This is a genomic window from Actinophytocola glycyrrhizae (assembly GCF_042653545.1).
In the GTDB taxonomy this organism is placed as follows: domain Bacteria; phylum Actinomycetota; class Actinomycetes; order Mycobacteriales; family Pseudonocardiaceae; genus Actinophytocola; species Actinophytocola glycyrrhizae.
In genome coordinates this window covers 1,061,092-1,085,253 of record NZ_JBHSIS010000002.1, presented here as the reverse complement: position 1 = coordinate 1,085,253, position 24,162 = coordinate 1,061,092, and the positions used below count along the sequence as shown (strand labels likewise).

General features: G+C 70.5%; 25 protein-coding genes and 1 pseudogene. 12 read left to right on the top strand and 14 right to left on the bottom strand.

The window, feature by feature from the left end; genetic code table 11:
- Positions 1-355 precede the first annotated feature (355 nt).
- The 3 genes from ACFPCV_RS04890 (at position 356) to ACFPCV_RS04880 (ending at position 3,063) form a co-directional block, all read left to right on the top strand.
- Positions 356-697: an ArsR/SmtB family transcription factor gene (locus tag ACFPCV_RS04890; protein ID WP_378054785.1), complete on the top strand. Its 342-nt coding sequence runs from the start codon at positions 356-358 to the stop codon at positions 695-697.
- Positions 694-2,376, top strand: coding sequence for a SulP family inorganic anion transporter (locus tag ACFPCV_RS04885; protein ID WP_378054784.1), 1,683 nt, complete (start codon positions 694-696; stop codon positions 2,374-2,376). The genes ACFPCV_RS04890 and ACFPCV_RS04885 overlap by 4 nt, the downstream gene beginning before the upstream one ends.
- A gap of 162 nt (positions 2,377-2,538) precedes the next feature.
- A complete protein-coding gene (locus tag ACFPCV_RS04880; protein WP_378054783.1) occupies positions 2,539-3,063 on the top strand; it encodes a hypothetical protein in 525 nt (174 codons plus the stop codon).
- Between the two features lie 166 nt (positions 3,064-3,229).
- Here the strand turns inward: ACFPCV_RS04880 and lanKC are convergent, their stop codons facing one another.
- Positions 3,230-5,863, bottom strand: coding sequence for a class III lanthionine synthetase LanKC (lanKC, locus tag ACFPCV_RS04875; RefSeq protein ID WP_378054782.1), 2,634 nt, complete (start codon positions 5,861-5,863; stop codon positions 3,230-3,232).
- Positions 5,864-6,305: 442 nt separating this feature from the next.
- Between lanKC and ACFPCV_RS04870 the strand changes: the two genes are divergently transcribed.
- Positions 6,306-6,476: a hypothetical protein gene (locus tag ACFPCV_RS04870; RefSeq protein ID WP_378054781.1), complete on the top strand. Its 171-nt coding sequence runs from the start codon at positions 6,306-6,308 to the stop codon at positions 6,474-6,476.
- Between the two features lies 1 nt (position 6,477).
- Here the strand turns inward: ACFPCV_RS04870 and ACFPCV_RS04865 are convergent, their stop codons facing one another.
- Entirely contained in the window at positions 6,478-8,913 is a 2,436-nt protein-coding gene (locus ACFPCV_RS04865; protein WP_378054780.1) for a LuxR C-terminal-related transcriptional regulator, read from the bottom strand.
- Positions 8,914-9,077: 164 nt separating this feature from the next.
- Between ACFPCV_RS04865 and ACFPCV_RS04860 the strand changes: the two genes are divergently transcribed.
- Positions 9,078-9,947 carry a poly(ethylene terephthalate) hydrolase family protein gene (locus tag ACFPCV_RS04860; RefSeq protein ID WP_378054779.1) on the top strand — a complete coding sequence of 290 codons (870 nt, stop codon included), beginning with the start codon at positions 9,078-9,080 and terminating at the stop codon, positions 9,945-9,947.
- A gap of 106 nt (positions 9,948-10,053) precedes the next feature.
- Here the strand turns inward: ACFPCV_RS04860 and ACFPCV_RS04855 are convergent, their stop codons facing one another.
- The 3 genes from ACFPCV_RS04855 to ACFPCV_RS04845 form a co-directional block, all read right to left on the bottom strand.
- Entirely contained in the window at positions 10,054-10,779 is a 726-nt protein-coding gene (locus tag ACFPCV_RS04855) for an alpha/beta hydrolase (RefSeq protein ID WP_378054778.1), read from the bottom strand.
- A 297-nt stretch (positions 10,780-11,076) separates the two neighbouring features.
- Positions 11,077-11,535, bottom strand: coding sequence for a nuclear transport factor 2 family protein (locus ACFPCV_RS04850; protein WP_378054777.1), 459 nt, complete (start codon positions 11,533-11,535; stop codon positions 11,077-11,079).
- 138 nt (positions 11,536-11,673) lie between these two features.
- The gene (locus ACFPCV_RS04845; protein WP_378054776.1) at positions 11,674-12,087 is read right to left on the bottom strand and encodes a PASTA domain-containing protein; all 414 of its coding nucleotides are present in this window, start codon (positions 12,085-12,087) and stop codon (positions 11,674-11,676) included.
- A gap of 333 nt (positions 12,088-12,420) precedes the next feature.
- Between ACFPCV_RS04845 and ACFPCV_RS04840 the strand changes: the two genes are divergently transcribed.
- Positions 12,421-13,437, top strand: coding sequence for a sodium:calcium antiporter (locus ACFPCV_RS04840; RefSeq protein ID WP_378054775.1), 1,017 nt, complete (start codon positions 12,421-12,423; stop codon positions 13,435-13,437).
- A 36-nt stretch (positions 13,438-13,473) separates the two neighbouring features.
- On the opposite strand, the gene ACFPCV_RS04835 is transcribed toward ACFPCV_RS04840, so the two are convergent.
- The 4 genes from ACFPCV_RS04835 to ACFPCV_RS04820 form a co-directional block, all read right to left on the bottom strand.
- The gene (locus tag ACFPCV_RS04835; RefSeq protein ID WP_378054774.1) at positions 13,474-13,767 is read right to left on the bottom strand and encodes a hypothetical protein; all 294 of its coding nucleotides are present in this window, start codon (positions 13,765-13,767) and stop codon (positions 13,474-13,476) included.
- Between the two features lie 277 nt (positions 13,768-14,044).
- Positions 14,045-15,043 (bottom strand): S1C family serine protease, encoded by a 999-nt coding sequence (locus ACFPCV_RS04830; protein ID WP_378054773.1) that lies wholly within the window; start codon positions 15,041-15,043, stop codon positions 14,045-14,047.
- Between the two features lie 345 nt (positions 15,044-15,388).
- Positions 15,389-15,958: an SPW repeat protein gene (locus ACFPCV_RS04825; RefSeq protein WP_378054772.1), complete on the bottom strand. Its 570-nt coding sequence runs from the start codon at positions 15,956-15,958 to the stop codon at positions 15,389-15,391.
- Positions 15,959-16,125: 167 nt separating this feature from the next.
- Complete coding sequence (locus ACFPCV_RS04820) at positions 16,126-16,947, bottom strand: YihY/virulence factor BrkB family protein (RefSeq protein ID WP_378054771.1); 822 nt, start codon at positions 16,945-16,947, stop codon at positions 16,126-16,128.
- A gap of 400 nt (positions 16,948-17,347) precedes the next feature.
- Between ACFPCV_RS04820 and ACFPCV_RS04815 the strand changes: the two genes are divergently transcribed.
- Positions 17,348-17,827, top strand: a complete 480-nt coding sequence (locus ACFPCV_RS04815; protein WP_378054770.1) for a hypothetical protein — start codon at positions 17,348-17,350, stop codon at positions 17,825-17,827.
- A 24-nt stretch (positions 17,828-17,851) separates the two neighbouring features.
- Here ACFPCV_RS04815 and ACFPCV_RS04810 read toward each other — a convergent pair whose 3' ends face one another.
- Complete coding sequence (locus ACFPCV_RS04810) at positions 17,852-18,586, bottom strand: hypothetical protein (RefSeq protein WP_378054769.1); 735 nt, start codon at positions 18,584-18,586, stop codon at positions 17,852-17,854.
- A gap of 172 nt (positions 18,587-18,758) precedes the next feature.
- Here ACFPCV_RS04810 and ACFPCV_RS04805 point away from each other — a divergent pair, with 172 nt between their 5' ends.
- The 5 genes and pseudogenes from ACFPCV_RS04805 to ACFPCV_RS04785 form a co-directional block, all read left to right on the top strand.
- Positions 18,759-19,871, top strand: coding sequence for an AI-2E family transporter (locus ACFPCV_RS04805; protein ID WP_378054768.1), 1,113 nt, complete (start codon positions 18,759-18,761; stop codon positions 19,869-19,871).
- Positions 19,872-20,011: 140 nt separating this feature from the next.
- Positions 20,012-20,440, top strand: coding sequence for a hypothetical protein (locus ACFPCV_RS04800; RefSeq protein WP_378054767.1), 429 nt, complete (start codon positions 20,012-20,014; stop codon positions 20,438-20,440).
- A complete protein-coding gene (locus ACFPCV_RS04795; RefSeq protein WP_378054766.1) occupies positions 20,434-20,661 on the top strand; it encodes a helix-turn-helix transcriptional regulator in 228 nt (75 codons plus the stop codon). Before ACFPCV_RS04800 ends, ACFPCV_RS04795 begins: the two co-directional genes overlap by 7 nt.
- The gene (locus ACFPCV_RS04790) at positions 20,658-21,635 is read left to right on the top strand and encodes an NAD(P)-dependent alcohol dehydrogenase (protein ID WP_378054765.1); all 978 of its coding nucleotides are present in this window, start codon (positions 20,658-20,660) and stop codon (positions 21,633-21,635) included. The genes ACFPCV_RS04795 and ACFPCV_RS04790 overlap by 4 nt, the downstream gene beginning before the upstream one ends.
- A gap of 374 nt (positions 21,636-22,009) precedes the next feature.
- Positions 22,010-22,189 (top strand): annotated as a pseudogene (locus ACFPCV_RS04785) (LuxR C-terminal-related transcriptional regulator); the annotation flags it as partial.
- Here the strand turns inward: ACFPCV_RS04785 and ACFPCV_RS04780 are convergent.
- From ACFPCV_RS04780 to ACFPCV_RS04765, 4 genes are all read right to left on the bottom strand, one after another.
- Positions 22,166-22,354 carry a hypothetical protein gene (locus ACFPCV_RS04780; RefSeq protein WP_378055033.1) on the bottom strand — a complete coding sequence of 63 codons (189 nt, stop codon included), beginning with the start codon at positions 22,352-22,354 and terminating at the stop codon, positions 22,166-22,168. The pseudogene ACFPCV_RS04785 and the gene ACFPCV_RS04780 sit on opposite strands and share 24 nt — an antisense overlap.
- Positions 22,355-22,363: 9 nt before the next feature.
- A complete protein-coding gene (locus tag ACFPCV_RS04775; RefSeq protein ID WP_378054764.1) occupies positions 22,364-22,690 on the bottom strand; it encodes an AzlD domain-containing protein in 327 nt (108 codons plus the stop codon).
- Complete coding sequence (locus ACFPCV_RS04770; protein ID WP_378054763.1) at positions 22,687-23,367, bottom strand: AzlC family ABC transporter permease; 681 nt, start codon at positions 23,365-23,367, stop codon at positions 22,687-22,689. The genes ACFPCV_RS04775 and ACFPCV_RS04770 overlap by 4 nt, the downstream gene beginning before the upstream one ends.
- A gap of 66 nt (positions 23,368-23,433) precedes the next feature.
- On the bottom strand, positions 23,434-24,153 hold the full coding sequence (locus ACFPCV_RS04765; RefSeq protein ID WP_378054762.1) for a beta-ketoacyl-ACP reductase: 720 nt from the start codon (positions 24,151-24,153) through the stop codon (positions 23,434-23,436).
- Positions 24,154-24,162: the final 9 nt, after the last annotated feature.

Genomic DNA, 24,162 nt, shown 5'->3' with positions numbered 1-24,162 from the left:
CAAGGACCAGACGGCAACGGCCATCACGGACACCGCCGTCCGCGATGTCCACAGTGGAGTTCCTCGAGGTGCTGATGTTCCGCAGGCTGGGGCGCCGCGAACAGTCCGCGCGGCACGGGATCACCGCCCCCTGACCCGCGGCCACGTCCAGGGCCTCGACCGCGGTGACCGCACCGCCATCCCGCCCCAGCGACACGGCCTCACCGCCGTGACCGACAGCGCGGTCCTGCTCACCGTCGCACTCCGCTGACCGAGCACGGCCGACCTCGGTGAGCAACGGCACAGGTTGCGCGATTGCATAGTTCTGCAACTTGGCAGATAGTTGACCCCTTGGTGTCCTGCCGCAGGGGGTGACATGCCGGTTCCGCTGTACGTGGCGAAGGCCGAGTTCTTCAAGATGCTGGGGCATCCGGTCCGGATCCGGGTGCTGGAGCTGTTGCAGGACGGGCCGAAGGCGGTCCGCGATCTGCTTGCCGAGATCGATGTCGAAGCGCCGAGTCTGTCGCAGCAGCTCGCGGTGCTGCGGCGTTCGGGCATCGTGACCGCGAACCGGGAGGGGGCCACCGTCGTGTACGCGTTGGCCGGTGGTGATGTCGCCGACCTCATGCGTGCGGCGCGGCGGATCCTGACCGAGATGCTGGCCGGGCAGAACCAGTTGCTGGACGAGCTGCGGGACGCTGAGACGGGCACCCGGTGACCCGCTCCCGGCTCTTCTCGCTGCTGCCTGCCGGTGCCGACTTCGTCGCGGTTCGCCGCCATCCCCGGCGGGACCTGCTCGCCGGGTTGACGGTGGCGGTGGTGGCGCTGCCGCTCGCGCTGGGGTTCGGGGTGTCCTCGGGTCTGGGGGCGGAGGCCGGGCTCGCCACCGCGGTGGTCGCGGGTGCGGTGGCTGCCGTGTTCGGTGGCTCCAACCTGCAGGTGTCGGGCCCGACGGGGGCGATGACGGTGGTGCTCGTGCCGATCGTGGCCGCGCATGGCCCCAGGGGAGTGCTGACGGTCGGGCTGCTCGCGGGGCTGCTGCTGGTCGGGCTCGCGGTGGCGGGGGCGGGCCGGTACATGCGGTACGTGCCCGCGCCGGTGGTGGAGGGCTTCACGGTCGGCATCGCCTGTGTCATCGGGCTGCAGCAGGTCCCGAACGCCCTCGGTGTCGAGGCGGGTGGCGAGTCGCACGTGGTCGCCGCCGCCTGGCATGCGGTGCAGGCATTCCTGCAGACGCCGAACTGGCAGGCCATCGGGCTCGCGGCGGGTGTCGCGGCGGTGATGCTGGCCGGGGTGCGGCGGTGGCCCACGATCCCGTTCTCGATCGTCGCCGTGGTCGCGGCGACCGTCGTCGCCGCCGTGGCGCACCTGGACCACGCCGTCCCGATCGGGGCGCTGCCCGCCGGGCTTTCGGCTCCGTCACTGGACTTCCTCGACCTGTCGGCGGTCGTTTCGCTGCTGCCGTCGGCGGTCGCCGTCGCGGCGCTCGCCGCGCTGGAGTCGCTGCTGTCGGCCTCGGTGGCCGACGGGATGACGGTCAACCAGCGGCACGACCCGGACCGGGAGCTGTTCGGGCAGGGGCTGGCGAACATCGCCGCGCCGCTGTTCGGTGGGGTGCCCGCGACCGGCGCGATCGCGCGCACCGCGGTCAACGTGCGCACCGGGGCCGGGTCGCGGCTCGCCGCTTTCGCGCACGCCGGGGTGCTCGCGGTCATCGTCTACACCGCCGCGCCGCTGGTGTCCCGGATCCCGCTCGCGGCGCTGGCGGGTGTCCTGCTCGCCACCGCCATCCGCATGGTGGACGCACGGGGACTCCGCGCGATGGCACGCGCGACCCGTTCCGACGCGGTCGTGCTGGTGCTGACCGCCGTCGCGACCGTCGCACTGGACCTGGTCTACGCGGTGGTCCTCGGCCTGCTCGTGGCCGGGCTGCTAGCGCTGCGGGCCGTGGCGAGGCAGGCACGTGTCGACCAGGTCGACCTGGCCGACGACCTGCCGGCCGCCACCGGCGACGAGGAGCACGCCCTGCTGGCCGAGCACATCGTGGCCTACCGCATCGACGGACCGCTGTTCTTCGCCGCCGCGCACCGGTTCCTGCACGAGCTCACCGACGTCGCCGACGTCTCCGTGCTCATCCTCCGCATGTCCCGGATCGTGACGATCGACGCGAGCGGTGCGCTGGTGCTGAAGGACATCATCGAGACCGTCCAGCGCCGTGGCATCACGGTCTACCTGTCCGGTATCCGCGACGGACACCACCAGCCGCTCGAGGCACTCGATGTCATCACCCGCCTCGCCGCGGACGGGCACGTGTTCGCCACGACACCCGAGGCCATCGCCGCGGCCCGCCGCCACCTCCACGACAGCGGCGCACTGCCCGACCGGGCAGGGCTGTGACCGCTCGGCACGGCCGTGAACCGTGGCCGGGCGACGGCGGTGATCGTCACCGGTCGGGTGATTGTGCGTGCACAGAGGAGTGAATCGGAGCGTGCTCTCGTTTGTGGCTCCGGAGTCGGGTATTCGAGGTGGGTCTTCGTTCCCGAGCTACCGGAGTGCTCCATGAGGATCAAGCCCATCGCGCTCGTCGCGCTCGTCGCCGCGGCGCTGACCGTCCTGCCGACCGCCACCGCCTACGCCTCCTGCTCCATGGCCGCGGGGAAGGTCGACTCGGTCACCCGTGTGTTGGAGGAGGAGCTGGTTCGCGCCGCGCCGTTGCGGCCGGGCTCGGACGCGAGGGACGTGGTGTGGCTGAAGAAGAACATCCCGGCGATGGTGCCGGACTGGCTGGCCGAGACCAAGGGCGTCGTCGCGGCGGCCAAGCCGGAGATCGACCGTGTGGTCGACGACTGCTACCGGCCCGGCGACTACAGCGTGCCGGGGCCGGTCCGCTTCGACTTCATCGACTGCGCCAAGAAGGGCGCCCTCACCCAGGTGACGTCGTTCAGCCCGGCCGAGTGGGGCGTCGTCTGTGACGAGGTGCGCGCGGCCCTCGACGATCCCGCCGTCGAGGACAAGATCCGCGCCTGGGCACGTACCTGGATCGACGCCTACATCAAGTACGCACAGAACCGGCCTGCCGCGTGACAGCCCATCCAGGCCCACAACACAGGATCGACTGATCGCGCCGTCCTTGGAGGCCGCCTGCCGGGCGTGGAGCGTGCCCGGCAGGCGGTTGCGTCACAGGCAGACGCTGCCCCTGCTGCTCATCGTGAGCACGTTGCACGCCATCAGGTCGTCCTCGTGAGCTGCCTCAGCCTGCAAAAGCAGGACTTCCTCCATGTTCATCACTCCTTTCCACGGGTGTTTCGACTGCCCTCGACGTGGTGACCGCGTCGAGGGGGTCCTGGAGGGCGCCGGTCAGGTGGCGCAGTGCGAGCAGGACACCGGCCGCGCCTGACCAGAGGTCGGTGGACAGGCGCTGGCCCGGCTCACCGAGCCAACCCACCCCGCGCCGGTGCGGCACGGCGTACCGGAACAGGCCCTGTGCGTTGACAAGCGCCGTGTCGACGAGCTCGGGTCTGTTCAGGCGTTGTCCCGCGTCCGCGAGCGCCAGGACGAGGCCCGCCAGCCCGGGGAACAAGCCGGGGAACACGGTGAAGCGTGCCGTGCACGCGGTCAGGCACCGCGTGAGCGCGTCGCCGGCGGTCACGCCGTCGAACGGCTCGTCGAACTCCGCGTCCGCGCGGTCTGTGAAGAAGCGCGACAGGACCATCGCGTAGCCGGCGCTGCCCGCGAACAGGTACGGGTAGACGCGCCGGTCCGCCTGCGCGATGCGGAACCCGAGCCCACCGTTGGGCAGCGGAACGGCGTAGGCGAGTTCCTCCTGCAGCAGCCGCAGACCGCGCCGGAACGGCCGGTCATCACCCGTGGCCTCGTGAAGACCGTGCAGCGCGAGCGCCACGCCGGTCCGCCCGCCCACCAGCCCCGAGCGGTTGACCCTGCTCAACCGGGCGGTCAGCTCGGCGCCCTCCGGCACCCGGTCGAGCAACCTCGCCGCCAGGCCCAGCCAGCGCTCCTCACCGGTGCGGCGGTGGTGGGCCAGAAGTCCGTACGCGGTACCCGCCGCACCACCGCCGAACGTCGCGGACTCGTCGTTGAGCGGATGCGCGGCCGCCGCGGTGAGCAGCGACTCCGCGGCGTCGGTCTCGCCGAGGTCCGCCAGCACGGCCGCGATGCCCGCACTGCCGTGCAGGAAGCCCGGCGCGTCGGACACGGCAGCCGCCACCGCCTCGTCTCGCAGCCGCGTGACGATGGCCGGATCGCAGGTGCGGCCGGTGCGGTGCAGTGCGTACAACACGCCCGCCGTGCCCGCCGCCAGCGCCCGGGTGTTCGTCTGGTAGCCCAGGGGGATCGTCGGGTACACGCGTGCCGGGTGGTCCGGTCGCGCCATGGCCTCGACGGCGTCGGCGGTCCGCTCCGCGAGGTCCCGCAACGCGGCGACCGGTCCGGCCCGCACCGCGGCCGGCGTGGGCAAGGCCGTGGGGCCGGTGCGGTCGTGGCACCTGGTGGCCAGCCGCCACAGCCGCGGTTGGACGGTCGCCAGTTCGGTCAGGTCCGCGTGCAGGTGGTCGAGCACCGCCGGGTCCCGTTCCGCAGCCTCGTGGGCGGGGAACACGAGCAGCAGCGCCAGCGCGGACAGGCCGTACCGGTCGAGACCGAGCGGGTCGTCCGCCACCACGGCCCTCGGGTCTGGCGGCAGGTAGCCCGGCGTGCCCATGTACCGGTGCACGTCGTCGGCCGGTTGCACCGCCTCGAAGTCGACGAGCCGCACGCGGTCGTCGTCGTCCACCAGGACGTTGGTCGGGCTGAGGTCGATGAAGACCAGACCGAGGTCGTGCAGCGCGCGCAGTTGCTCGTCGATCTGGTCGAGGAGGGCGAGGCAGCGCTGGTGGTAGCCGGGGTACGCCGCGGTGTCCGTGTGGTCGAGCACCACGGGGTTGTTCGTCACCATCCACCGGTACAGCGAGACACCCGGCACGAACTCGGAGACCAGGTAGCTGTGTTCCCAGTGGTGGAACATCTCCACCGGCCGTGGGCACAGGCCGGGAGCGCGGGCGTGGATTTCCCTCAGCACCAGGTACTCCGCGGTCAGCCGCGTCTTCGCGTCCGCACCGTCCGCGGTGTAGCCGTTGTGCGCCTTCGCTTCCTTGACGAACACCGCGGCGCCGTCCGCGTCGCGGAACCGGTACGCGCCGCCCGCGTTGCTGTGCCGCAACACCGCGTCGAACACGTAGCCGTGCATCGTCACCGGTCCTCGGGCGCCCGTCGCGGGCTGCTCCTCACGGAACGGGTCGGACACGCCGGGTGGCAGGTGGAACACCGGTTTGCGTTCGTCGTCGACGTCCCGGCCGTCCGCGCCGGTCATCACCGGCACGTGGTTGCCGTCACCGTCCACCCGGGTACGACCGCGAAACGCGCCGAAGCGGTAGGACACACACGTGCTCTGGCCGAACCGCCGATCGGTGAGCACGAACGGTCCATCCACTCCGGCGAGGTCGGACGACAGGCGCCGCATCAACTCCCGCGCGGATTCCTCGGTGGGCGGATAGAGGGTGCACGACTTCCCACTCTGCGGCCGGGCCGCGTGTTTGTCGTGTGCGATCAGGAATGTGGTCCGGCCCGCGAGGTGTTTGAACGGCACTCCCATTTCCACGCACGCGACCGACACGACCGCGACGACGGACCGCACATTGGCCAGCGAGCTGGACACGTGCACCTTCCAGCCCTGGTCCGGAAGCACGAGATCCGGTGGGCCCCAATGTGTCCAGGCCCCCTCGTCGTGCCGCACCCAGTCGTCGGGCATCGCGGCAGGACACAGCCGCACGCCGGGATCAGCCACGTACCAGGGCTCGTAATACTCCGAATCCGCGATCAGGAAGGACATGTCCACGATCGACGTTCTCAAATGATCTCAACGGACGTCAAGGAGTGCTATTCCCAGAAGTATGGGAATGTATTGTTCGCACGAATCCCATTGGTAGGAACGGCCCAACGCGCACATCCTCGCCACGAGGTTCCGCCACCTGGCCGAGAGACACACGGGCATGATCGTCGATCATGGCGGCCTACCACAGTCTCGGATCACGACGCGCACCCGTGGCGATGCGGGAGGCCTGTCCGGGACCTCGTCCCGACGACCCGGTGGCCGCGGCGCGGACCCGGTCCGGCTGGGCCATCGTCGAACAGCTCTTCCCCGGGCGGGTGTACGACCACACGTGCGCGGTTCTGGTCGGCTGCGATGTCGAGGACACCGAGACCTGCTTCGCCGCCGCGGTGACCTGGTTCGGCGCGGAGGACGAGACCGACCTGCTCGCCGCGGTCCCGGAGTGGTGGTCCGACCTCGTGCGCACGCGACATCCGGCGCGTTCTCCACCGGCGCCGGGTTCGACCCGGTCAACCTCGTGTGCGGGTGGGACGGACGGCAGTGGACCAAGGCCATCGGCGCGCCCCACCCGGTGCTGCTGTACCACTTCCTCGAACCCGACGAGGACGCCTGAATCAGCCCAGGATGCGTACCAGCTCGACGCGGGAGCGCACGCCGAGGCGGGTGAAGATGTTGCGCAGGTGGTGTTCCACGGTGCGCTGGCTCAGGAACAGGCGGGCGGCGACCTCGCGGTTGGTGGCCCCTTCCGCGACGAGGCGCGCGATCTTGTCCTGCTGCGGGGTCAGCGCCGGCACGCCGGGACCGGTCTTCGGCGCTTCGCCCACCGCGTGCAGTTCGGCGCGGGCGCGGTTCGCCCAGTAGTCGGCCTCGTGGCGTTCGAAGTGGCCGATCGAGTCGCGCAGCAGCTCACGCGCCTGCCTGGGTTTCCGGTTGCGGCGCAGCCGGGTGGCGTAGAACAGTTCGGTCTTCGCCAGCTCCATCGACGTCCCGCTGATCCGGTGCAGGCGGATCGCCTCGGTGAAGTGGCCCTCGGCGTCCGCGCCGTCGGACACCATCGCCTGGCAGCGGTGTGACACCGCGAGCCGCGACGACGGGCCGGTGCTGTGCACCCAGCGCGTGTAGCTGCGCAGCGCGGCGTCGGCAGTGGACCGCTCGCCGCAGCGGACGGCGGCCTCCACGATGTCCGGCACCGCCAGGGCCCGCACACCGGCGTGCATCCCGCCCGCGACGAGGTGCCCGAGGTGGCCGAGCGCGTCGGCAGGCCGGTCGCGGACGAGGTCCACGCACGTCAACGCCCAGGCGCCGAGCGTGCCCGACCGGCCGAGGCCGCGGTCGCGCACTCCTTCCCCTGCCGCGCCGATCCGGTGCAGCGCGGTGTCGGTGTCGCCGAGCAACGCCGCGAGCAGCGCCAGGAACATGAGGTGGTCGGTCATGGCGTTGACCTGGCCGGCCGCGATGGCCGCGTGCGCGCCCTCGAACGCGGACTCACGGGCGAGCTCGTGCTGGTCGGCGAGGAGCGCGGCCATCGCGCGGTAGGTCAGCGCCCACGGCACGAGCGTGGTGAGGCCACCCTCCCGTGCCGCGGCGACACCCCGTTCGGTCAGCCGCAGCGCGGTCGCCACGTCGCCGAGCACGAACGCCGCGTGGCCGCCCCAGATCGCGGCGGTCGCGTGGGGCAGCCGGCCGGCGAGTTCGACCACCGAGCGCAGGGCGGGCAGCGCCACCTCGTGCCGCCCTGCGAAGCTCGCGGCGGTGCCGATCAGGTGGTCCAGCACCAACGCCGGGCCCGGCGCCTCGTCGGGGGCGCGCCACCGCGCCGCGGTGGCGGCGATCTCGCCGTGCAGCGCGTGGTCGCCCGCGACGGCAGCGGCCTCGCCCGCGAACCCCAGCGCCGTCACGGCCAGCACGCGGTCGCCGGGCAGGAGCTGCTCGGCGGCGCGGACCAGCCTGCGGGCGGCGACGACGGGCTGGCCGGCGCCGACCTCGATGCCGCCTTCCACGAGCTCGGCCAGCACCCGCACCTCTGGCCGCGCGGACAGCGGCACCACCGCGCGCAGGGTCGCGCGTGCCCGGTGCGGCAGGCCGTGCCGCCAGTGGTCGGCCGCGGCGGACACCAGGCGGCGCGCACGCAGGTCGGGCGCGGTGGTCAGCGCGGCGGCCCGGCCGTGGTCGCGGGCAGCCGCCGCGAAGTCGCCCCGGCCGCGTGCGTCGGCGGCCGCCGCGCCGAGCAGGTCGGCGTGGGTGTCCCTCGGGCCGGGCAGGCCCGCGGCCTCGTGCCAGGTGCGGCGCGGACCTTCGGGCAGGGTGGCGGCGAGGGTCGCGTGGGCGGCGTAGCGGGTGGTCACGGGGAGCTCCGCGCGCAGCGTCGCCCGCACGAGCGGCGCTGCTGCCATGAGTGCCGTGACCTCGTCCACGGCCGCGAGGTCCAGCCCGGGGGTGCGCGCCAGGGTGTCCACGTCGACGTCGTCGTCGACGAGGGCCATCGCGAGCGCGTGCCGCGCGTCCGGTGACAGTGCGGCGAACCGGTCCCGCAGCCGCGCGCGGAGTGAACTGTGCGGTGGCAGCACCTCCGGTGGTGGTTCGGCACCGCCCAGCTGGGCACTGGTGAGCGACCGCGCCAGCTCCACCAGAGCCAGGGGGTTGCCGTCGGCGACGCGGGCGACGTCGTCGGCGAGCCCGGTGGGCAGGCCCGGCAGCAGGTCCCGCAGGACCCGGACGCTCGTCGCGTGGTCCAGCGGGTCGAGTTCCGCGCACGGCAGCCCGTGTGCGGAGCCCTCGGTGGCGATGAGCACCGCGACCGGCTTGTCCGCGAAGTCGGGCAGCGCGCTGAGCAGCCAGGCGAGGTCCAGGTCGTGGGCGTCGTCGACGCACAGCAGCACCCGTCGCGGGTCGGCGGCGAAGTCGGCGGCGGCCGCCCGTGCCGCGCGCAGGAGGGCCGTCTTGCCAGAGCCCGGTCCGCCGCGCAGCACCAGCACACCGCCGCGGCCGGCACGAACCCGCTCGAGCAACGCGTCGACGGCGACGCGCTGCCGGTCGCGTCCCCGCAGCATGCACCCTTTCTTCCACACGGCGTACCGCGCCGGGAAGACGCCATCCGAACGGTAGTTTTACCGATCCCATTTGGCGGAGAACCGGTACATCCGCCGATGCGCGCGGCCCGGCGGGTGCCCGAGGGTCGTAGGGGTCTGATTCCCCCTGCACCAGCGAGGCATCCATGCGAATCCGCAGTGTCCTCTGCGCGCTGTCCACGTCGGCTCTGCTCCTGGTCGGCGCTCCCGCGCAGGCCCCAGCGCAGGTCGCGGCCAACCCGTACGAACGCGGCCCCGCACCGACCACGTCGAGCATCGAGGCGTCGCGCGGCCCGTTCGCCATCGCCAGCGTCACCGTGTCCCGGTCGTCGGTGTCGGGCTTCGGCGGCGGCACCGTCTACTACCCCACGAGCACCGCGGAGGGCACGTTCGGCGCGGTGGCCATCTCCCCGGGCTTCACCGCGTCGCAGTCGAGCGTGGCGTGGCTGGGCCCGCGCCTGGCGTCCCAGGGGTTCGTGGTGATCACCATCGACACCCGTTCGACGTGGGACCAGCCCGACAGCCGCGGCACCCAGCTGCTGGCCGCGCTCGACTACGTGGCGAACACCAGCTCCGTGCGCACCCGCGTCGACCGCACCCGCATGGGCGTGATGGGCCACTCGATGGGCGGCGGCGGCAGCCTCGCCGCGTCCCGCACCCGCCCCGCGATCCAGGCCGCCATCCCGCTGACGCCCTGGCACACCACCAAGTCCTGGTCCACCGTCCGCGTCCCCACGATGATCATCGGCGCGGAGAACGACTCGGTGGCCCCGGTGTCGTCCCACTCCGAACCGTTCTACACCAGCATGAGCACGGCCCCGGACAAGGCGTACCTGGAACTGAACAACGCGAGCCACTCCGCCCCGACGAGCGCCAACACGACCGTGGCCCGCTACAGCATCTCCTGGCTCAAACGCTTCATCGACAACGACACCCGGTACGAGCAGTTCCTGTGCCCGCCCCCGAGCCCGAGCAGCCTGATCCAGGAGTACCGGGACACCTGCCCCCACTCCTGACCCCATGGCCGGGGTTCCGCCGCGCGGGCCCGGACGCCATGCCCTGAACGACGCTTCCGGCACGCTCGACGTCCCGGAAGCGTCGTTCGGGCATCGGCGGGGCGTGTCACTTCAGGTGGCGGGCGAAGAACCGGTTCGCGGCGTCCCCCTCGAACTCCGGGACGCCGGTGTGCCCGCCCATGTTGGCGTGCAGCGTCTTCTCCTTGGAGCCGAAGGCGTCGAACAGGTCCAGGGCCAGCTGCCGGTCGTTTCCTTCGTCGTCCCACTGCAGCAGCACCTGCAGCGGAATGGTGACCTGCCGGGCCTGTTCGAACATCGTGCGGGGCACGAAACTCCCGGCGAACAGAAGTGCTGCCGAGATGCGCGGCTCGACCACCGCCAGCCGCACGCCGATGGCGATCACCCCTCCCGCGTACCCGACCGGGCCGCCGATCTCGGGCAGCGGAAGGAGGGCGTCCAGGGCGGCCCGCCATTCCGGGGCCGCCCTGTCGACGAGCGGGAGGACGAGCCGGTCGACGATCTCGTCGTCGATCGGCTCGCCGGCCGCCAGTGCGCGGTGCAGGTCGGCGCGGGCCTGTTCGGCGGTGGTGGACCGGGGCCGGTCACCGCTCCAGGGGAGCTCGATGGTGGCGGCGGCGAAGCCCTCCGCCGCGGCGTGCCGGGCCCGGGCCGCCAGGCGCGGGTACATCCCGCGCAGTCCACCGGGGTGGCCGAGCAGGATCAGCGGGGCCGGTGCGGATGCGGGCGTCCACAGGATGCCGGGGATCTCGCCGAGGGTGAACCCGCGTTCGAGGACACCGTCGTCGAAGCGCTGTTCTGAGGTGAAGCGCATGGTCGTGCCTTTCGGGAGTGCTCGTGACGGCGCTCCCGGACGACCTATCGCCCGACCGTGAACCCGGAGGGAAGCACCCATGTCGATATGTTCACGGGTACCACCTCCTCGAGTTCGCGCACGGCCACCGGAAACGTAGCAGTGGTCGCAGCGGTCGCCAACAGGTTTCGCGGACGCTGTCGAGGAGGCGGCCGGCATGGAGTCCGGACTGCCGCGAGTAGCGGACATTCCCTGACCGGTACCGGTGTCCAGTGGTTGTTCCGTCGGCCTCTGGGACGAACCTCGGTCCCCGGGGTCTCATCCGCGAACGTGCCTGCTGGTGTCACCGACCAGGTCCGGCAGCAGTTCGAGGTCCTTCCACCACCACCGACCCTCCAGGCGCTCGAAGGTGCCGTTGAGCCGCGTGTAGATGATCAGCTCCGGCCTGGCGCCTGGAAGGGCCTGCCAGATGCTGCTGTAGCTGGTGAAGAAAGCGGTACCGGCATCCTCGTCGACGTCGATGACGACGTTCGTCATCTGGTGCTTGGTGTACGTCTTCCCGTCGTGGAGGATCACGCTGTCTTCCAGCCAGCGGCGCATCGGTTCCGAACCCGGCCCGTCCGCGAAAGGCCACCTGCCGTGTTTCCAGAGACTCGCGACCCGGTCGAAATCGGCATTGTCGATGGCCTCGCAATAAGCACAGAGGGTGCGCCAGATCTCCTTTTCCGAATCGTAGCTCGGTCGTCCGTGTGCCTGCGGGATTTCGATCGGGCTCATGCTTTCCCTTGTCCTCCGGAGCCTGGTCCCGGTGATTCGGGGTAAAGGTAGCAAGTAAGATAGCCCGGCGTTCTCACCGGCGCGAACCGGTGCGTGTTCGCCACTGACGACGACCCTTGGCGTGACCGCGAAGCCGTGTCAGGGACAAGCCTCGTCGAGCTTGACCACCCCGAGGTCGATCCGCGACGTCGTGGTCAACGTCGCGCCCGGCCCGACGTTCTGGGTGCACACCTGCCAGTTCGCGTCCAGCACCTGGTTCCGGTCCTGTCCGCCGAGATCGTGCGAGTCCGTGAAGTAGATCGCGCCGCCCGTCAGCGCCTGGATCTGGTCCTGCGCGTCCTGCAGGGTCATCCCGGCGAGGTTCGGCATCGCCCACTGCTCGGTGGCCGGTGGTTCCGCCGCGGGCTCCGTCGTGGCCTGCTCCTCCGTCTGCGCCGGCGGTGCGGTCGTCGTCAGCTCCTGCTCAGGAGACGACTCACCACCGCAACCCGACGTCGCCAGGACGGCGACAACGCATGCACCCGAGGACATCAGCGTGGCAAAGACCCGCACAACCATCTCCTGTCGTCACCGCGCCTATCGCAACCACGGCCCGCCCCGTTGCGATCATCACCGATGTTCACTCGAACGAGCATCGGCGTCCGCTCAACCGCGATCGCATCCCTCGTCCGGTCGGTGGCCGAGCTACGCGGCGGCACGTGAGCCGATCACGTGGCGCCTGGACCGCCAAACCGTGTGACCAGTCGGTGGAGTTGTTTCGACGTCCTCGGTCCGGGTTATGCCCGCGGTATGGGGCTTTCGACAAGTGCACCGGGCAGCCCGGCGTGTGCGTGGACCCGGTGTGGCGCTGCGGCGCTGGTCTGAGTCAGGGTGGGGACGACGTCGGTGTTGTCATTGGGCGGGTCGGTCGCGGTTTTCGTGCTCGCCGGCGTGGTCACGGTGTTCGGTGCCGTCCGGCTGGCCGGGCTGGGTGACGCGCTCGCGGACCGCACGGGCTGGGGTGAGGCGTTCTTCGGCGCGGTGTTCTTCGGTCTGATCACCTCGCTCTCCGGCATCGTCATGACGGGGGTCAGCGCGGCGTCGGGCCAACCGGACCTGGCCTACAGCAACGCGGTGGGCGGGATCGCGGTCCAGACGCTGGCGATCGTGGCCGCGGACGCCGCGTACCGGCGGGTGAACCTCGAACACGCCGCCGCGTCCACCCAGAACCTGCTGTTCGGGTGCCTGTTGATCGTGTTGCTGAGCACCGCGCTGCTGGCCTCGTTCAGCCCGGACGTCACCGTGCTGGGTGTGCATCCCGTGTCGCTGGTGATGGTCGCGCTGTACCTGGGCGGGCTCAAGCTCATCCGGGAACAGAAACAGCCGATGTGGCGGGCGGTCCGCACCGGGGAGACCCGGTCGGACACACCTGATGACAACGACCAGTTCGCAGACCGGGGCAACAGCTCGTTGTGGACCGAGTTCATCGCGATCGCCGCGCTGGTCATGGCCGGTGGCTGGGCCGTCGCGCACGCCGCGGAGGGCCTCGTCACCTCCACCGGCCTTGCCGCCGGTTTCGTCGGCGGGGTGTTCATGGGGGTGGTCAACGCGCTGCCGGAGACCGTGACCGCCGTCGCCGCGGTCCGTCGGGGAGCGCTCACCCTGGCGATCGCGGCCATCATCGGCGGCAACAGCCTCGATGCGCTCAACCTCGTGGTCGGCGACGTCGCCTACCGGGCGGGCTCACTGTTCCACACCGGCGGCAACGATCAGCTCTTCCTCACCACCGCCGCGCTGCTGATGACCACGGTGCTGCTCGGCGGCCTGCTCATCCGGCAGCGCCACGGTTGGTGGCGGCTCGGTTTCGACGGCATCCTGCTTCTCGGCATCTACGCCGCCGCCGCGGTCACCCTCGCGTTCTGACCGGACCCGGCAGGCTTCCCGGTGGCGCCTTCATGCTCACAGCCCGCTGGCTCTCATCGCGAACAGCACCAGCTCGAAGAACAGCTGCGCCGTGCCCAGGCAGATCCCCACGACCGCGGTCCAGTCGATGCGGTACTCCCGCCGGGTCACGATCGACACGACCCCGCAGGCAATCGCGAGGCCCGCGACGACCACGCTCACGAACGGGGTCAGCCAGCACAACACTCCGAGACCCAACGAGATGAGTCCCAGCGAAGCGAGCTTGCCCCGGCGATCCCGGGCAGGCAGCTCCCAGGTCACGTCATCCGAGCCCTGCGGCTGATCGGTCACCACACCAGTGTCCACCAGCGGGAGCCGAAGGCGTGAGCGGCAACGTGACGACCAGCCCAGACGATGATTCCGTGAAGATCATGTGAAGTGGCTTGGGTGTACGGACCCGTCGTCGGGCACGACACCCACACCCTGCGGTCGCCCGAGACGGGGCGGGGCCGGTGCCGTGAATGGGCCGTTCAGGGCGCTCAGCGCCCTGAACGCGCCTTTCAGGGCATCGCCACGCCGTCAACGCGCCTTCCTGGTGCTGCCGGTCGCGGTGCTGTGCGGCTACCTTCTAGGAGGTGCGGGAGCCTATCTCCACGGTGAGTTCCTGCCGGTCCCCGTCCCGCACCACGACGAGGGGAGCGGATTCGCCGGGCCTGGTGTCCCGCAGGGTGGCGAGCAGGTCCTCGACGCTGCTGATCTCGTTGCCGTCGAAATCGGTGATCACGTCACCGGTTCGTATGCCCGCCTCGGCGGCGGGACCGTTGTCGTCCACCGTGGTCACGACGGCGCCGCGGTCGGCGCGCAGGCCGAGTTCCTGCTGGATGGCGGGTGTGAGTTGACGCGCGGACACGCCCAGGTAGGGGTGCACGACTTCGCCGTCCTCGATCAGCTGTTCGGTGATGTCGAGCACTGTGGCGGTGGGGATGGCGAAGCCGAGGGACACCGCGCCGGTCTGGGGTGGCAGGTAGGCCTCGTTGATGCCGACGACCCGTCCCGCGGAGTCGAGCAGCGCACCGCCGGAGTTGCCTGGGGAAATCGGGGCGTCGGTCTGGATCAGGTCGACGAGTGAGTGGGTCGTCGCCGCCGACCCGGGGATGTCGCGGTGCAGTCCGGACACGATTCCCGCGGTCACGGTGTTCTGGAAGCCGAGCGGGCTGCCGATGGCCACGGCGACCTCACCTGGTTGTGGCAGTTCCGCGCGGTACTCCGGTACGGGGAGATCATCGCGCTCGGTGCGCACCACGGCGAGATCGGTGATCGCGTCGGTGGCGAGGACCGCTCCTGGTGATCGGGTGCCGTCGGCGTAGACGACGGTGACGTCGGACGCGTCGCCGACCACGTGTGCGTTGGTGACGACGACGTCCGCTCGCAGCACCACACCGCTGCCCAGCCCGCTGGCGGTCTGGATGGTCACCACACTCGGCCCCGTCTCGTCGACGAGGTCGGTGTAGCCCGGCTCGGTGGCGGGCGGATCGTTCACCACCCTCGGCGCAGAGGAGTCGACCGTGCACGCGGACAGCGACAGCATCAGTGCCATCCACAATCCGAGTATCACGTTCCTGCTCATGGGTTCCGCCCTCCGCTCACGTCGCCGGCCGTCGTGCAACGGACTACCCGGCCCGGCGGTCCGGTACCGGCGGTGGGGATTACGGAACTGTCATGCGGATTCCGAGCAGGGCGCGGGCGCTGCCGGGGGAGACAGTCCGAGGATGTCGAGCAGCCTGCCGCAGTCGGCGGCGTCCGCTGCGGCGGAGGCTACGACACGGGCGGCGCGTGCCCGTTGTTCCGCCGTGAGGTAGAGGTCGGCAATGGGGTCGTGGGTCTCGTCGGGCCTTGGCACAGTGGCTCGCCTCCTGGTTGGGCGTGGACGGACGCCGGGAAGAGCGGGTGCTCGCTCCGCTGCCCCGTGTGGTCAGCCGGCGGCCTCCGCCGACCGGCGTCCGGCACGCCGGGCCTCCTCACGGACGCGGGCGCGGCGGCGGAAGGTCAGCACCACGCTCACCGCGGCGGCGAGCACCACGACCGCACCGACGATCATGTCGTTGGTCGTCGCGGCGACGGCGTCCGCACCCTCGTTGTAGGCAAGCACCCACGGCGCGAGGATCAGCCAGCCACCGAGGGCGATGTTGACCATGCTGAACCACGGCACCTCCCTCGGCGCCACTGCGCGCACCAACGCGAGCAGCGCGATCACGATCCCCACCGTGACGTCGTTCCAGTACCCGCCGAACTCCCCACCCGTCGCGGTGTGGCCCAGCGCGAACGGCGACACGATCAACCACACCCCGGCGAGGAACGTCACCGCGCTCGCCGCGCTCGAGCCGAACGAGTCGTCCGGGACCGAGTACGTCGGGCCGTACGGGTAGGCCGAACGCGGGTAGCCGAGGTCTACCCCGTCCGCCCGTTCGCGGTAGACAGTGCCCGGGGGGTCGTCCTGAACGCGAGTGTCGCCCGGATCGTCCGGGGTCCGCCGAAAGACCATCTTTAACACCTCTTCCTGATATCCCGGATATTCGCGTGAATCGACCTGGAAAGAACACGAGCACAAGCTATCCCGATTACGGCGCGGTCCGCTATCGCCGTCGGGGAACGGAAAGGCAACCGTAAAGAAAGGAAACTTATCCGCGACGAAGAGGTCGATGTATGCGTTTACGAAATGTTTTCGCGGTTTGCGTGCTCTCGGGAGGGCTGACGCCTGATCTCCGCTTCGACCTCGGCATCGACCTCCGCTCCGAGCAGCACGGCAAACGACGAGAGGTACAGCCACAGCAGCAGGATCGCGACGCCGGTGAGCGTGCCGGACATGCGGTGGGAACCAGAGAACAAACCGAAGTAGGCGGCGAATCCCGCCGACCCCGTGAGCCACACCAGAACGGCGACCGCGCTGCCGGCCGTCACCCAACGCCGGTGGGTGACCTCCCGGCACGGACCGAAGCGGTAGACGACAGCCAGTGCCACATAGGCGAACACCGCTCCGCCGCCCCAGCGGGCGACGTTGACGACGGCGCGCGTTGCCGCGTCCGCGCCGATCAGGTCGAGCACCAGGGGAACGGCGGCGACCACCCCGAGGCCAACGGCCACGACCAGCAAGGCCCCCATGGCGAACAGCAGCGCCAAGCCACGAAGCCGCAGAAACGAGCGCGTCTCCCGCTCACCGAAGGCGACGTTCAGCCCCGCGAACAGCCATCGCACGGCGTTGGAGGTGCTCCACAGCACCGCCACGATGCTGGTCACGAGTCCGGCGGTCAGCCCGCTGACGTCGATCTCGGTGGCGGAGCGCAACTGGTCAACGACGAGGTCGCCCGCTTTCCCCGGCACCACGCGGAGCAGCGGCGTGAGCTGGGTCCGTATCTGGTCGGGGTCGGTGACGAGCGCGTACATCGTGAGCAGCGCGATGATCGTCGGAACCAGGGCCAGCATGAGGAAGAACGCCACCCCGGCGGCCGTCAGCGGCAGCCGGTCGGCGGACACCGACGCCACCACGCGCCGCGAGACATCGCGCCACGCGTGTACCGGGATTCTCGTCAGCCGCCCCCGGCCTCGCTCAGGGGAGGGTGTCATGTGACTCACCACGGTCCCCCTGGAGCGGCTGCGAGCACGGCGGCATCCTGCTCCTTCCGACCGCTTCCGGCCTCCGAACCGCGTGCACCCCGGGTACCCCGTTGCGCCTCCTCGTCACTGGCGGCACCTTTCGATTCCGTTACGGAGACGTGGTTCGGCGGTCCCGTCGAAAGGTCGCATCGCGGGAAGTCGCGGAACGCCGCCAGGTCAAGGTAACAAGGCGACAACGTAGGTCCCATCTGTGCTTTCGCCCGCGCCTTCCGGGGAACGCAGGCCCGCGTCCCGAAACCGCACGAAGAAGGGATTGCTCGTGTCGGAGTGCACAGCCGGTCGTCTTGGCCGGTGGGCTGTCGTCGGTGTGGCCGTGCTGTTGCCGTTCTCGGTCGCCGCGTGCGGCGAGGACGTCGGACAGGACGTGGACCAGGACGAGGGGATCGTGAACGAGGAGGTCCCCGACGGGGACCTGTACTTCGAGGACGGCAGGGAGTTCGTGGGAGATCTCGTCAGCATCAGCGGCGAGGCGACCGACGTCCTGTCCCCGACGTCCTTCGAGGTCGACGGGCAGGAGTGGGGTGACGAGACCGTGCTGGTGCTTGCCGGGGAGCAGACCGGCGATGTGCACGAGGGAGACGTCGTGGACGTGACCGGTGTCCTGCGGGTGTTCGGCTACGAGCGTTACACCAACGAGTACGGCCTGACCGGTCCCACCCGCTACGAACCGTACGAGGGCGAGAAGTTCATCGAGGCCACCGAGATCGGAAGGGCCGGGGCGGCATCAAGCGGCCGCTGACGGCCGCTTCTGCGGGGTGTGCCGTCAGCTTCTCGCCCGGGAGCGAGTAGGTGGTTCGGTGGCCGCGGCGGGCTCACCGGGGTGCCCGGGGCCGGGGGACTGCGGTGGTGCGTCGGTGTCCGATGTGGAGGGTGCGCGGAGGAAGAAGGCGCCGATGGCCGCGGCCAGGGCGGCGAAGACCACCACGGAGTAGCACGCGAACACGATCTCCAGGACACGCACCAGCCCGCCGGGCCCGGTCATGGGTTCGCCGGTGATGGTGGCGTAGGCGACGTCGTGCAGCGCGGCGCCGTAGTCGGTGTAGTGGCCGGTGATCATGACCAGCTGACTGCCCGCCAGCACGACCGCCGCGGTCACCGCCAGCAGCCACCCCAGCCTGCTGGACAGCAGCCTGCCCGCTGATCGGCTCCCTCGCACCGCCGAGGAGACCACTCCGGTCGCGCGCATGAACCGCAGCAACCGCACCAGGCGCAGGAACCGCAGGAACGGCACGACCAGGAACAGCGCCTGCCACCAGAAGCGCCGCAGGAACCGGGTGCGATCCGGGGCCACGTACAGCCGTAGGGCGAACTCGGCCACGAACACCAGCCACAGCGCCCAGCCGGCGACGGCGAGCGCCGTGGACAGGACCGGGTTCCGCGCCAGTGTCTGGCCGAGCACCACGAACAGGAACAGGATGCCCAGCACGCTCATCGGCCCGTCAAGCCGGTCGGCCAGCCGCTCGGGCCATTCCTGCCGTTCCTGGTCGGTCCGCACCACCGTTCCCCACCGCTCCCACGGCTTGCCCTGACTCGTCCGGATGCCCGCCGACCCGGTAGGCAAACATGCGGGCGGTCCGGGACGGTCGCCGAACGCGGTGGTCCCCGCGGTTCGGCCGGGACAGTGTTGGGTGAGGTCGGTTTTCGCGCCCGCGGCGAGGGTAGCCACCCGGGTGCCATCTCCACCTCGGCGACTCGCTCGCCCGCTGTTCACGGCCAGGGGGCTGCACCGCGCCGCGGTGATCTCCCTGGAACTCGCGGCCGTGGTCCTGGGCCTGTGGGTACTGCGTGCCGTCGTCAAGCACTTCGGGTTCGTCCTCGTCCCCGTCGCCGTGGCGCTGCTGCTGTCGGCACTGCTGTCTCCCGCCGTGGCGTGGCTGCGCGGGCGCGGACTGCCCAGGGGCCTGTCGGTGGTTGCCGTACTGGTCATGGGGCTGGCCGTGGTCAGCGGGCTGGTCACCTTCGTCGTCCTGGCGGTCACCAGCCACTTCGCCGAGCTGAGCGACAGCGTCGCAGGCAGCGTCGCGCGGGTGCAGACGTGGTTGTCGCACGGCCCTCTCGGGTTGGACGCGAACCTGCTGGACCGGGGCAGGCAGTGGCTGCAGGCGCACGAGGCGTCCCTGGTGTCGGACGTGATGACGGCGTTCACGACGTTCGGATCGCTGGTCGCCGGCGCCGTGCTCACGCTGGTGATCCTGGTGATGTTCCTGCTGGACGGGTCGCGGATGTGGGACTTCCTGCTGCGGCTGTGGCGGGTGCCGACCCGGCGGTACGTGGACGAAGCGGGCCGGGAGGCGTTCCACAGCGTCGTGATGTACGTGCGGGTGACGGCGCTGATCGCGCTGGTCGACGCGGCGGGAATCGGCATCGGGCTGCTGGTGGTGGGTGTTCCGCTCGTCGTGCCGTTGACCGCACTGGTCTTCCTGGGCGCTTTCGTGCCCTACGTCGGCGCGATCGTGTCCGGTGCCCTCGCGGTCGCCGTGACCCTGGTGAGCAACGGGCCCGTCGCCGCCCTGATCATGCTGGGCGTCGTGATCGCTGTGCAGCAACTCGAAGGCAACGTGCTGCAACCCATGCTGGCGGGCAACTTCGTGCGCCTGCATCCCCTGGTGGTGCTGCTGGCCCTCACTGTCGGCGCGGTGGAAGGCGGAATCGCCGGGGTCCTGCTCGCCGTTCCGGTGACCGCCGCCATCAGGGCGGCGGTGCTCGTCGCCGCGGCACGAAGCGGTGCCGGAGAAACCGATCCGCCCGCCGAGGTCACCGAGGACGTCCACAAGCGACAGTAGCTCTCGAAGGGGACAACCACTGGCTCCTGTGCGGCACTGACGTCCGCTGGGCCGTGCCACAGGAGTCAAAGATCCTTGACATCATGTCCGCAACGCTTTACATTCGGCGATGTCAAAGTTGTTTTACATCGGGAGTGGGCGTGGCACTCGAAGAGAAGCGCGCGTGGATCATGGCGCTGGTCACTGCCTGCGCGTACGCGACCTATCTCGTCATCATCCTGAGTCGTGCCGGCGACGGGCCGCTGGCCGAGGTGCCGTACGTGGCGGCACTGCTGTGGACCGTGGGGGTGGCGATCGCCGTGACGATCGTGCTCAGCATCGCCGCCGCGCTCACCACGCCGGAGGACTCCAGGAGAAAGGACGAGCGGGACCGGGAGATCGAGCGGTTCGGCGAGTACGTCGGCCACTCGTTCACCGTCATCGGCGGGGTGTCGACGCTGGTCATGGCGATGGCCGAGGTCGGCCATTTCTGGATCGCCAACGCGATTTACCTCGCGTTCGCGCTGTCCGGCCTGCTCGCTTCCGTGGCCAAGATATCCGCCTACCGTCGGGGATTTCAGTCGTGGTGAAGTCGACCAAGGTCACGAACTCGATCCGGGCGCTGCGGTTCGCCAACGGCGAGATGACGCAGGCGGCGCTCGCGGAACGGATCGGCGTGACCAGGCAAACCATCATCGCCATCGAGCAGGGGCGTTATTCGCCGTCGCTGGAGATGGCGTTCCAGATCGCGCGGGTCTTCGCGGTTCCGCTCGATGACGTTTTCCAGTACCCGGATGGGGAGAAGTCATGAAAGCGATCGTGTACGACAGATATGGCCCGGCCGACGTGTTACGGCTCGCCGACATCGACAAGCCGGAGCCCGGCGACGACGAGGTGCTCGTGCGGGTCCACGCGGCCGGGGTGGACTACGGGGTGTGGCACCTCATGACCGGGCTGCCGCTCCCGGTCCGCGCGGCCGTCGGTCTGCGCACCCCCAGGAACCCCGTGCTGGGGCGGGATGTCGCGGGGACGGTCGAGGCGCTCGGCGCCGACGTGACGAAGTTTCGGGTCGGCGACGAGGTGTTCGGCACCTGTGGCGGCACGTTCGCCGAGTACGCGTGTGTGCCGGTGGCGAGGTGCGTGCCGAAGCCGGCGAACCTGACGCTCGAACAGGCGGCCGCCGTCCCGGTCTCCGGCCTCACCGCGCTGCACAGCCTGCGCGACGCCGTCCGGACCGGCGACAGGGTCCTGGTCATCGGCGCGGGCGGCGGGGTGGGCACGTTCGCGGTGCAGCTCGCGAAGGCGTACGGCGCCTCGGTGACCGGCGTGTGCAGCACCGGCAAGGTCGATCTGGTCCGCTCGATCGGCGCGGACGACGTCGTCGACCACACCCGGACCGACTTCGCCGACGGGACGCGGCACTGGGACCTGATCGTCGACACCGGTGGGCTGCGGCGACTGTCCCACCTGCGCCGCGCCCTGACCCCGAAGGGCCGGCTGATCATCGTCGGCGGTGAAGGCGGCGGTCGATGGCTCGGCGGAATGGACCGCACGCTCCGGGCGATCCTGCTCTCGCCCTTCGTCAGTCAGCGCCTCGGCGGCCTGATCTCCGTGGAGCGCGGCGAGGACATCGAGGAACTGCGCGCGCTGATCGAGGCCGGCAAGCTCACCCCGGTCGTCGACCGCACGTTCCCGCTCGCCGACGCCGCCAAGGCGATCCGCTACCTGGCGGAAGGCCGCGCCAGGGGCAAGGTCGTCCTCACCGTCCGAGAACAGTCGTTCTGATGCGACGACGGCAAATGCGGTGGGTTGGTATACGCCGCCCGGGGGAATGGAACGTCCCGACGCGTATCCGCGGAAGCAGCTGAACGGCCGCACACTCGGAAATGACTGGATCCGGCCGTGGATCACCTGATCGGTCCAATGAGGTCATCCCGTGGTCGCGCATTCGAGCATCGACGTTCCCTTTGTGCGACAATCGGTTGAATTGTCAAGATCACCCGTTCGGCCGCAGTTTCGATTACTGTGCGCGATTTCCTGTGGATCATTGTCAGTCTGTGTGATGTTGCCGTTGAGTGGTCCCCACGTGGGTGCGGGTGCGGTATACCTGATAGCCGTCGGGGAATTCGAGGGTCGACGTCGCTTCGGACGGGAAGAATATGATCGAACTGGGAGCCGTCGTGCCTGCTCACGACGGCGCGCTGGATGCCGGGTGGAAGCAGGTGCTCCTCCGGGTGTCCTTGTTGTCGGGCCGGGAGTTACAGGTGTTCCGGCTCCTCGCGGCGGGCAGGTCCAACCGGGAGATCTCCGCGTCGCTACGGGTCACCGAGCGCACCACGAAAGCCCACGTGGCCCAGATCCTCGCGAAACTCGACGTGGAGTCGCGGCTCCAGGCGGGACTCGTCGCGTTCGCGTGGCAGGTCCTCGAACAGAACGACCGCCTGCTCGCCCTGCCCGCCGCGCCGTGCCAGCCGCCCCGCGACAGCGAGCCACCCGAACCGCACGTGCCCAGATCACGGGATCCCGAACAGGCGCAGTACCGCGGCGGTGCCCGCGGCGCCGACCACGGAGACGGCGAACGGCGCCTTGTGCCACGCCAGCACCCCGCCCACGAGGACGCCGGCAGGCCGGGCCACACCGGCCAGAACGCCGTCCTCCATGAGCCCTGAGGTCACCACCAGCGCCGCCAGCAGCACCACCGACGAGGTCTCCAGCAGCTTCGTCACCCGCGGCGGGAACGTGATGCGGCTGCGCAGTGCCGGGCCCGCGAAGCGGAACGCGAACGTGGCTGCCGCCAGCACCACGATGGACACGGCGAGGAGCACGGGCGATGCCGTCACGTCGCACCACCCCGCGCGGCAGGCACGCTCAGCAGCACCCCGGCCAGTGCCACCAGAACGGGCAGCCCGGCGGGCAGGAACGGGGTCGCGGCCAGCGCGAGGAGCGCCCCGACCACGGCCGAGGACAACGTGGTCCGGTCCCGCAGGGCGGGCAGGATCAGCGCGAGCAGTACCGCGGGGAACATGGCGTCGAGGCCGAGCGCGTCGGTGTCGGGCACGACACTGCCGATGAGCCCGCCCGCCGCCGCGCTGAGCGGCCAGATCACCAGGATGCCGAGCCCGCACGCCCAGTACGCGGCCCGCTGCCGCTCGTGCTCCTCCTGCGCGATGGCCATCACCACGGTCTCGTCGTTCATCAGGTGCACGCCGAGCACGCGGCGCCAGCCGCGGCCGAGCACGTCGGGCACCGCCAGGCCGTACGGAATGTGCCGCGCGTTGACCAGCAGTCCGGCGAGCAGCGCCGCCACCGGACTGCCGCCGGCCCCGACGATGCCCACGAAGAGGAACTCCGACCCGGCAGCCAGCACGAGCGCGCCGAGCACCACCGGCAGCCACAGCGGGAACCCGGCCGCGACCGCGGTGGCGCCGTAGGAGAGCCCGATCAACCCGACGGCCACGGACACCAGGGCCGCGTCGGTCAGCAGGCGACGGTCGAGTGTTTGCCATACCGAACGCATGGGGGACATGATGTGGTCCGCACACTCCGTTCGTCAAGTCGAACGTTCGTATGGTATGCCGAACGATCAGTGCCCCATGCCGAGCCCGCCGTCGACCGGGAGGACCGCGCCGGTGATGTAGGCGGCCTCCGGTGACGCCAGGAACCGCACCGCGGCCGCCACCTCCGCCGGCCGCGCGGTGCGGCCCAGCGGGATCTGCTCGATCATCCCGGCCCGCACCCGCTCGCCAAGCCCACTGGTCATGTCGGTGTCCACGAACCCAGGCGCCACCACGTTGCACGTCACCCCGCGCCTGCCGAGCTCACGGGCGTACGAACGGGCGAACCCGATCAGGCCCGCCTTGGTCGCGGCGTAGTTCGCCTGGCCGGCGGCGCCACGCAGCCCGTTGACCGACGAGATCAGCACGACCCGCCCGGCCCGTTCGGCGAGCATGCCCGCGGTCGCCCGCCGCACGAGGCGGAACGTGGCGGTCAGGTTGGTCTCGACGACGGCGGCGAAGTCCTCCTCGCTCATGCGCAGCACCAGGTTGTCTCGCGTGATGCCCGCGTTCGCGACGAGCACCCCCACCGGACCGTGCGCCTCCTCGACCTCCTTGAACGCCTGCTCGACGTCCTCGCGGTCGGTGACGTCACAGCGCACCGCCCGCGCGCCGAGCGCGGTCAGGTCGTCCGGTGGCGGCCCCGTCCGGCAGGTGTAGGCAACCCGGTCGCCCGCCTGCGCGAACGCGGTCACGATCGCGTGCCCGATGCCCCGGTTGCCACCGGTCACGAGAACCGAACGCGTCATGCCAACCCT

What these genes read in the sequence shown, in the direction of transcription:
- ACFPCV_RS04890 (WP_378054785.1), top strand. Translation starts at nt 356, where the DNA reads ATGCCGGTTCCGCTGTACGTGGCGAAGGCCGAGTTCTTCAAGATGCTG.
- ACFPCV_RS04880 (WP_378054783.1), top strand. Translation starts at nt 2,539, where the DNA reads ATGAGGATCAAGCCCATCGCGCTCGTCGCGCTCGTCGCCGCGGCGCTG.
- lanKC (WP_378054782.1), bottom strand. Translation starts at nt 5,863, where the DNA reads ATGTCCTTCCTGATCGCGGATTCGGAGTATTACGAGCCCTGGTACGTG.
- ACFPCV_RS04865 (WP_378054780.1), bottom strand. Translation starts at nt 8,913, where the DNA reads ATGCTGCGGGGACGCGACCGGCAGCGCGTCGCCGTCGACGCGTTGCTC.
- ACFPCV_RS04860 (WP_378054779.1), top strand. Translation starts at nt 9,078, where the DNA reads ATGCGAATCCGCAGTGTCCTCTGCGCGCTGTCCACGTCGGCTCTGCTC.
- ACFPCV_RS04855 (WP_378054778.1), bottom strand. Translation starts at nt 10,779, where the DNA reads ATGCGCTTCACCTCAGAACAGCGCTTCGACGACGGTGTCCTCGAACGC.
- ACFPCV_RS04850 (WP_378054777.1), bottom strand. Translation starts at nt 11,535, where the DNA reads ATGAGCCCGATCGAAATCCCGCAGGCACACGGACGACCGAGCTACGAT.
- ACFPCV_RS04830 (WP_378054773.1), bottom strand. Translation starts at nt 15,043, where the DNA reads ATGAGCAGGAACGTGATACTCGGATTGTGGATGGCACTGATGCTGTCG.
- ACFPCV_RS04825 (WP_378054772.1), bottom strand. Translation starts at nt 15,958, where the DNA reads ATGGTCTTTCGGCGGACCCCGGACGATCCGGGCGACACTCGCGTTCAG.
- ACFPCV_RS04790 (WP_378054765.1), top strand. Translation starts at nt 20,658, where the DNA reads ATGAAAGCGATCGTGTACGACAGATATGGCCCGGCCGACGTGTTACGG.
- ACFPCV_RS04770 (WP_378054763.1), bottom strand. Translation starts at nt 23,367, where the DNA reads ATGCGTTCGGTATGGCAAACACTCGACCGTCGCCTGCTGACCGACGCG.
- ACFPCV_RS04765 (WP_378054762.1), bottom strand. Translation starts at nt 24,153, where the DNA reads ATGACGCGTTCGGTTCTCGTGACCGGTGGCAACCGGGGCATCGGGCAC.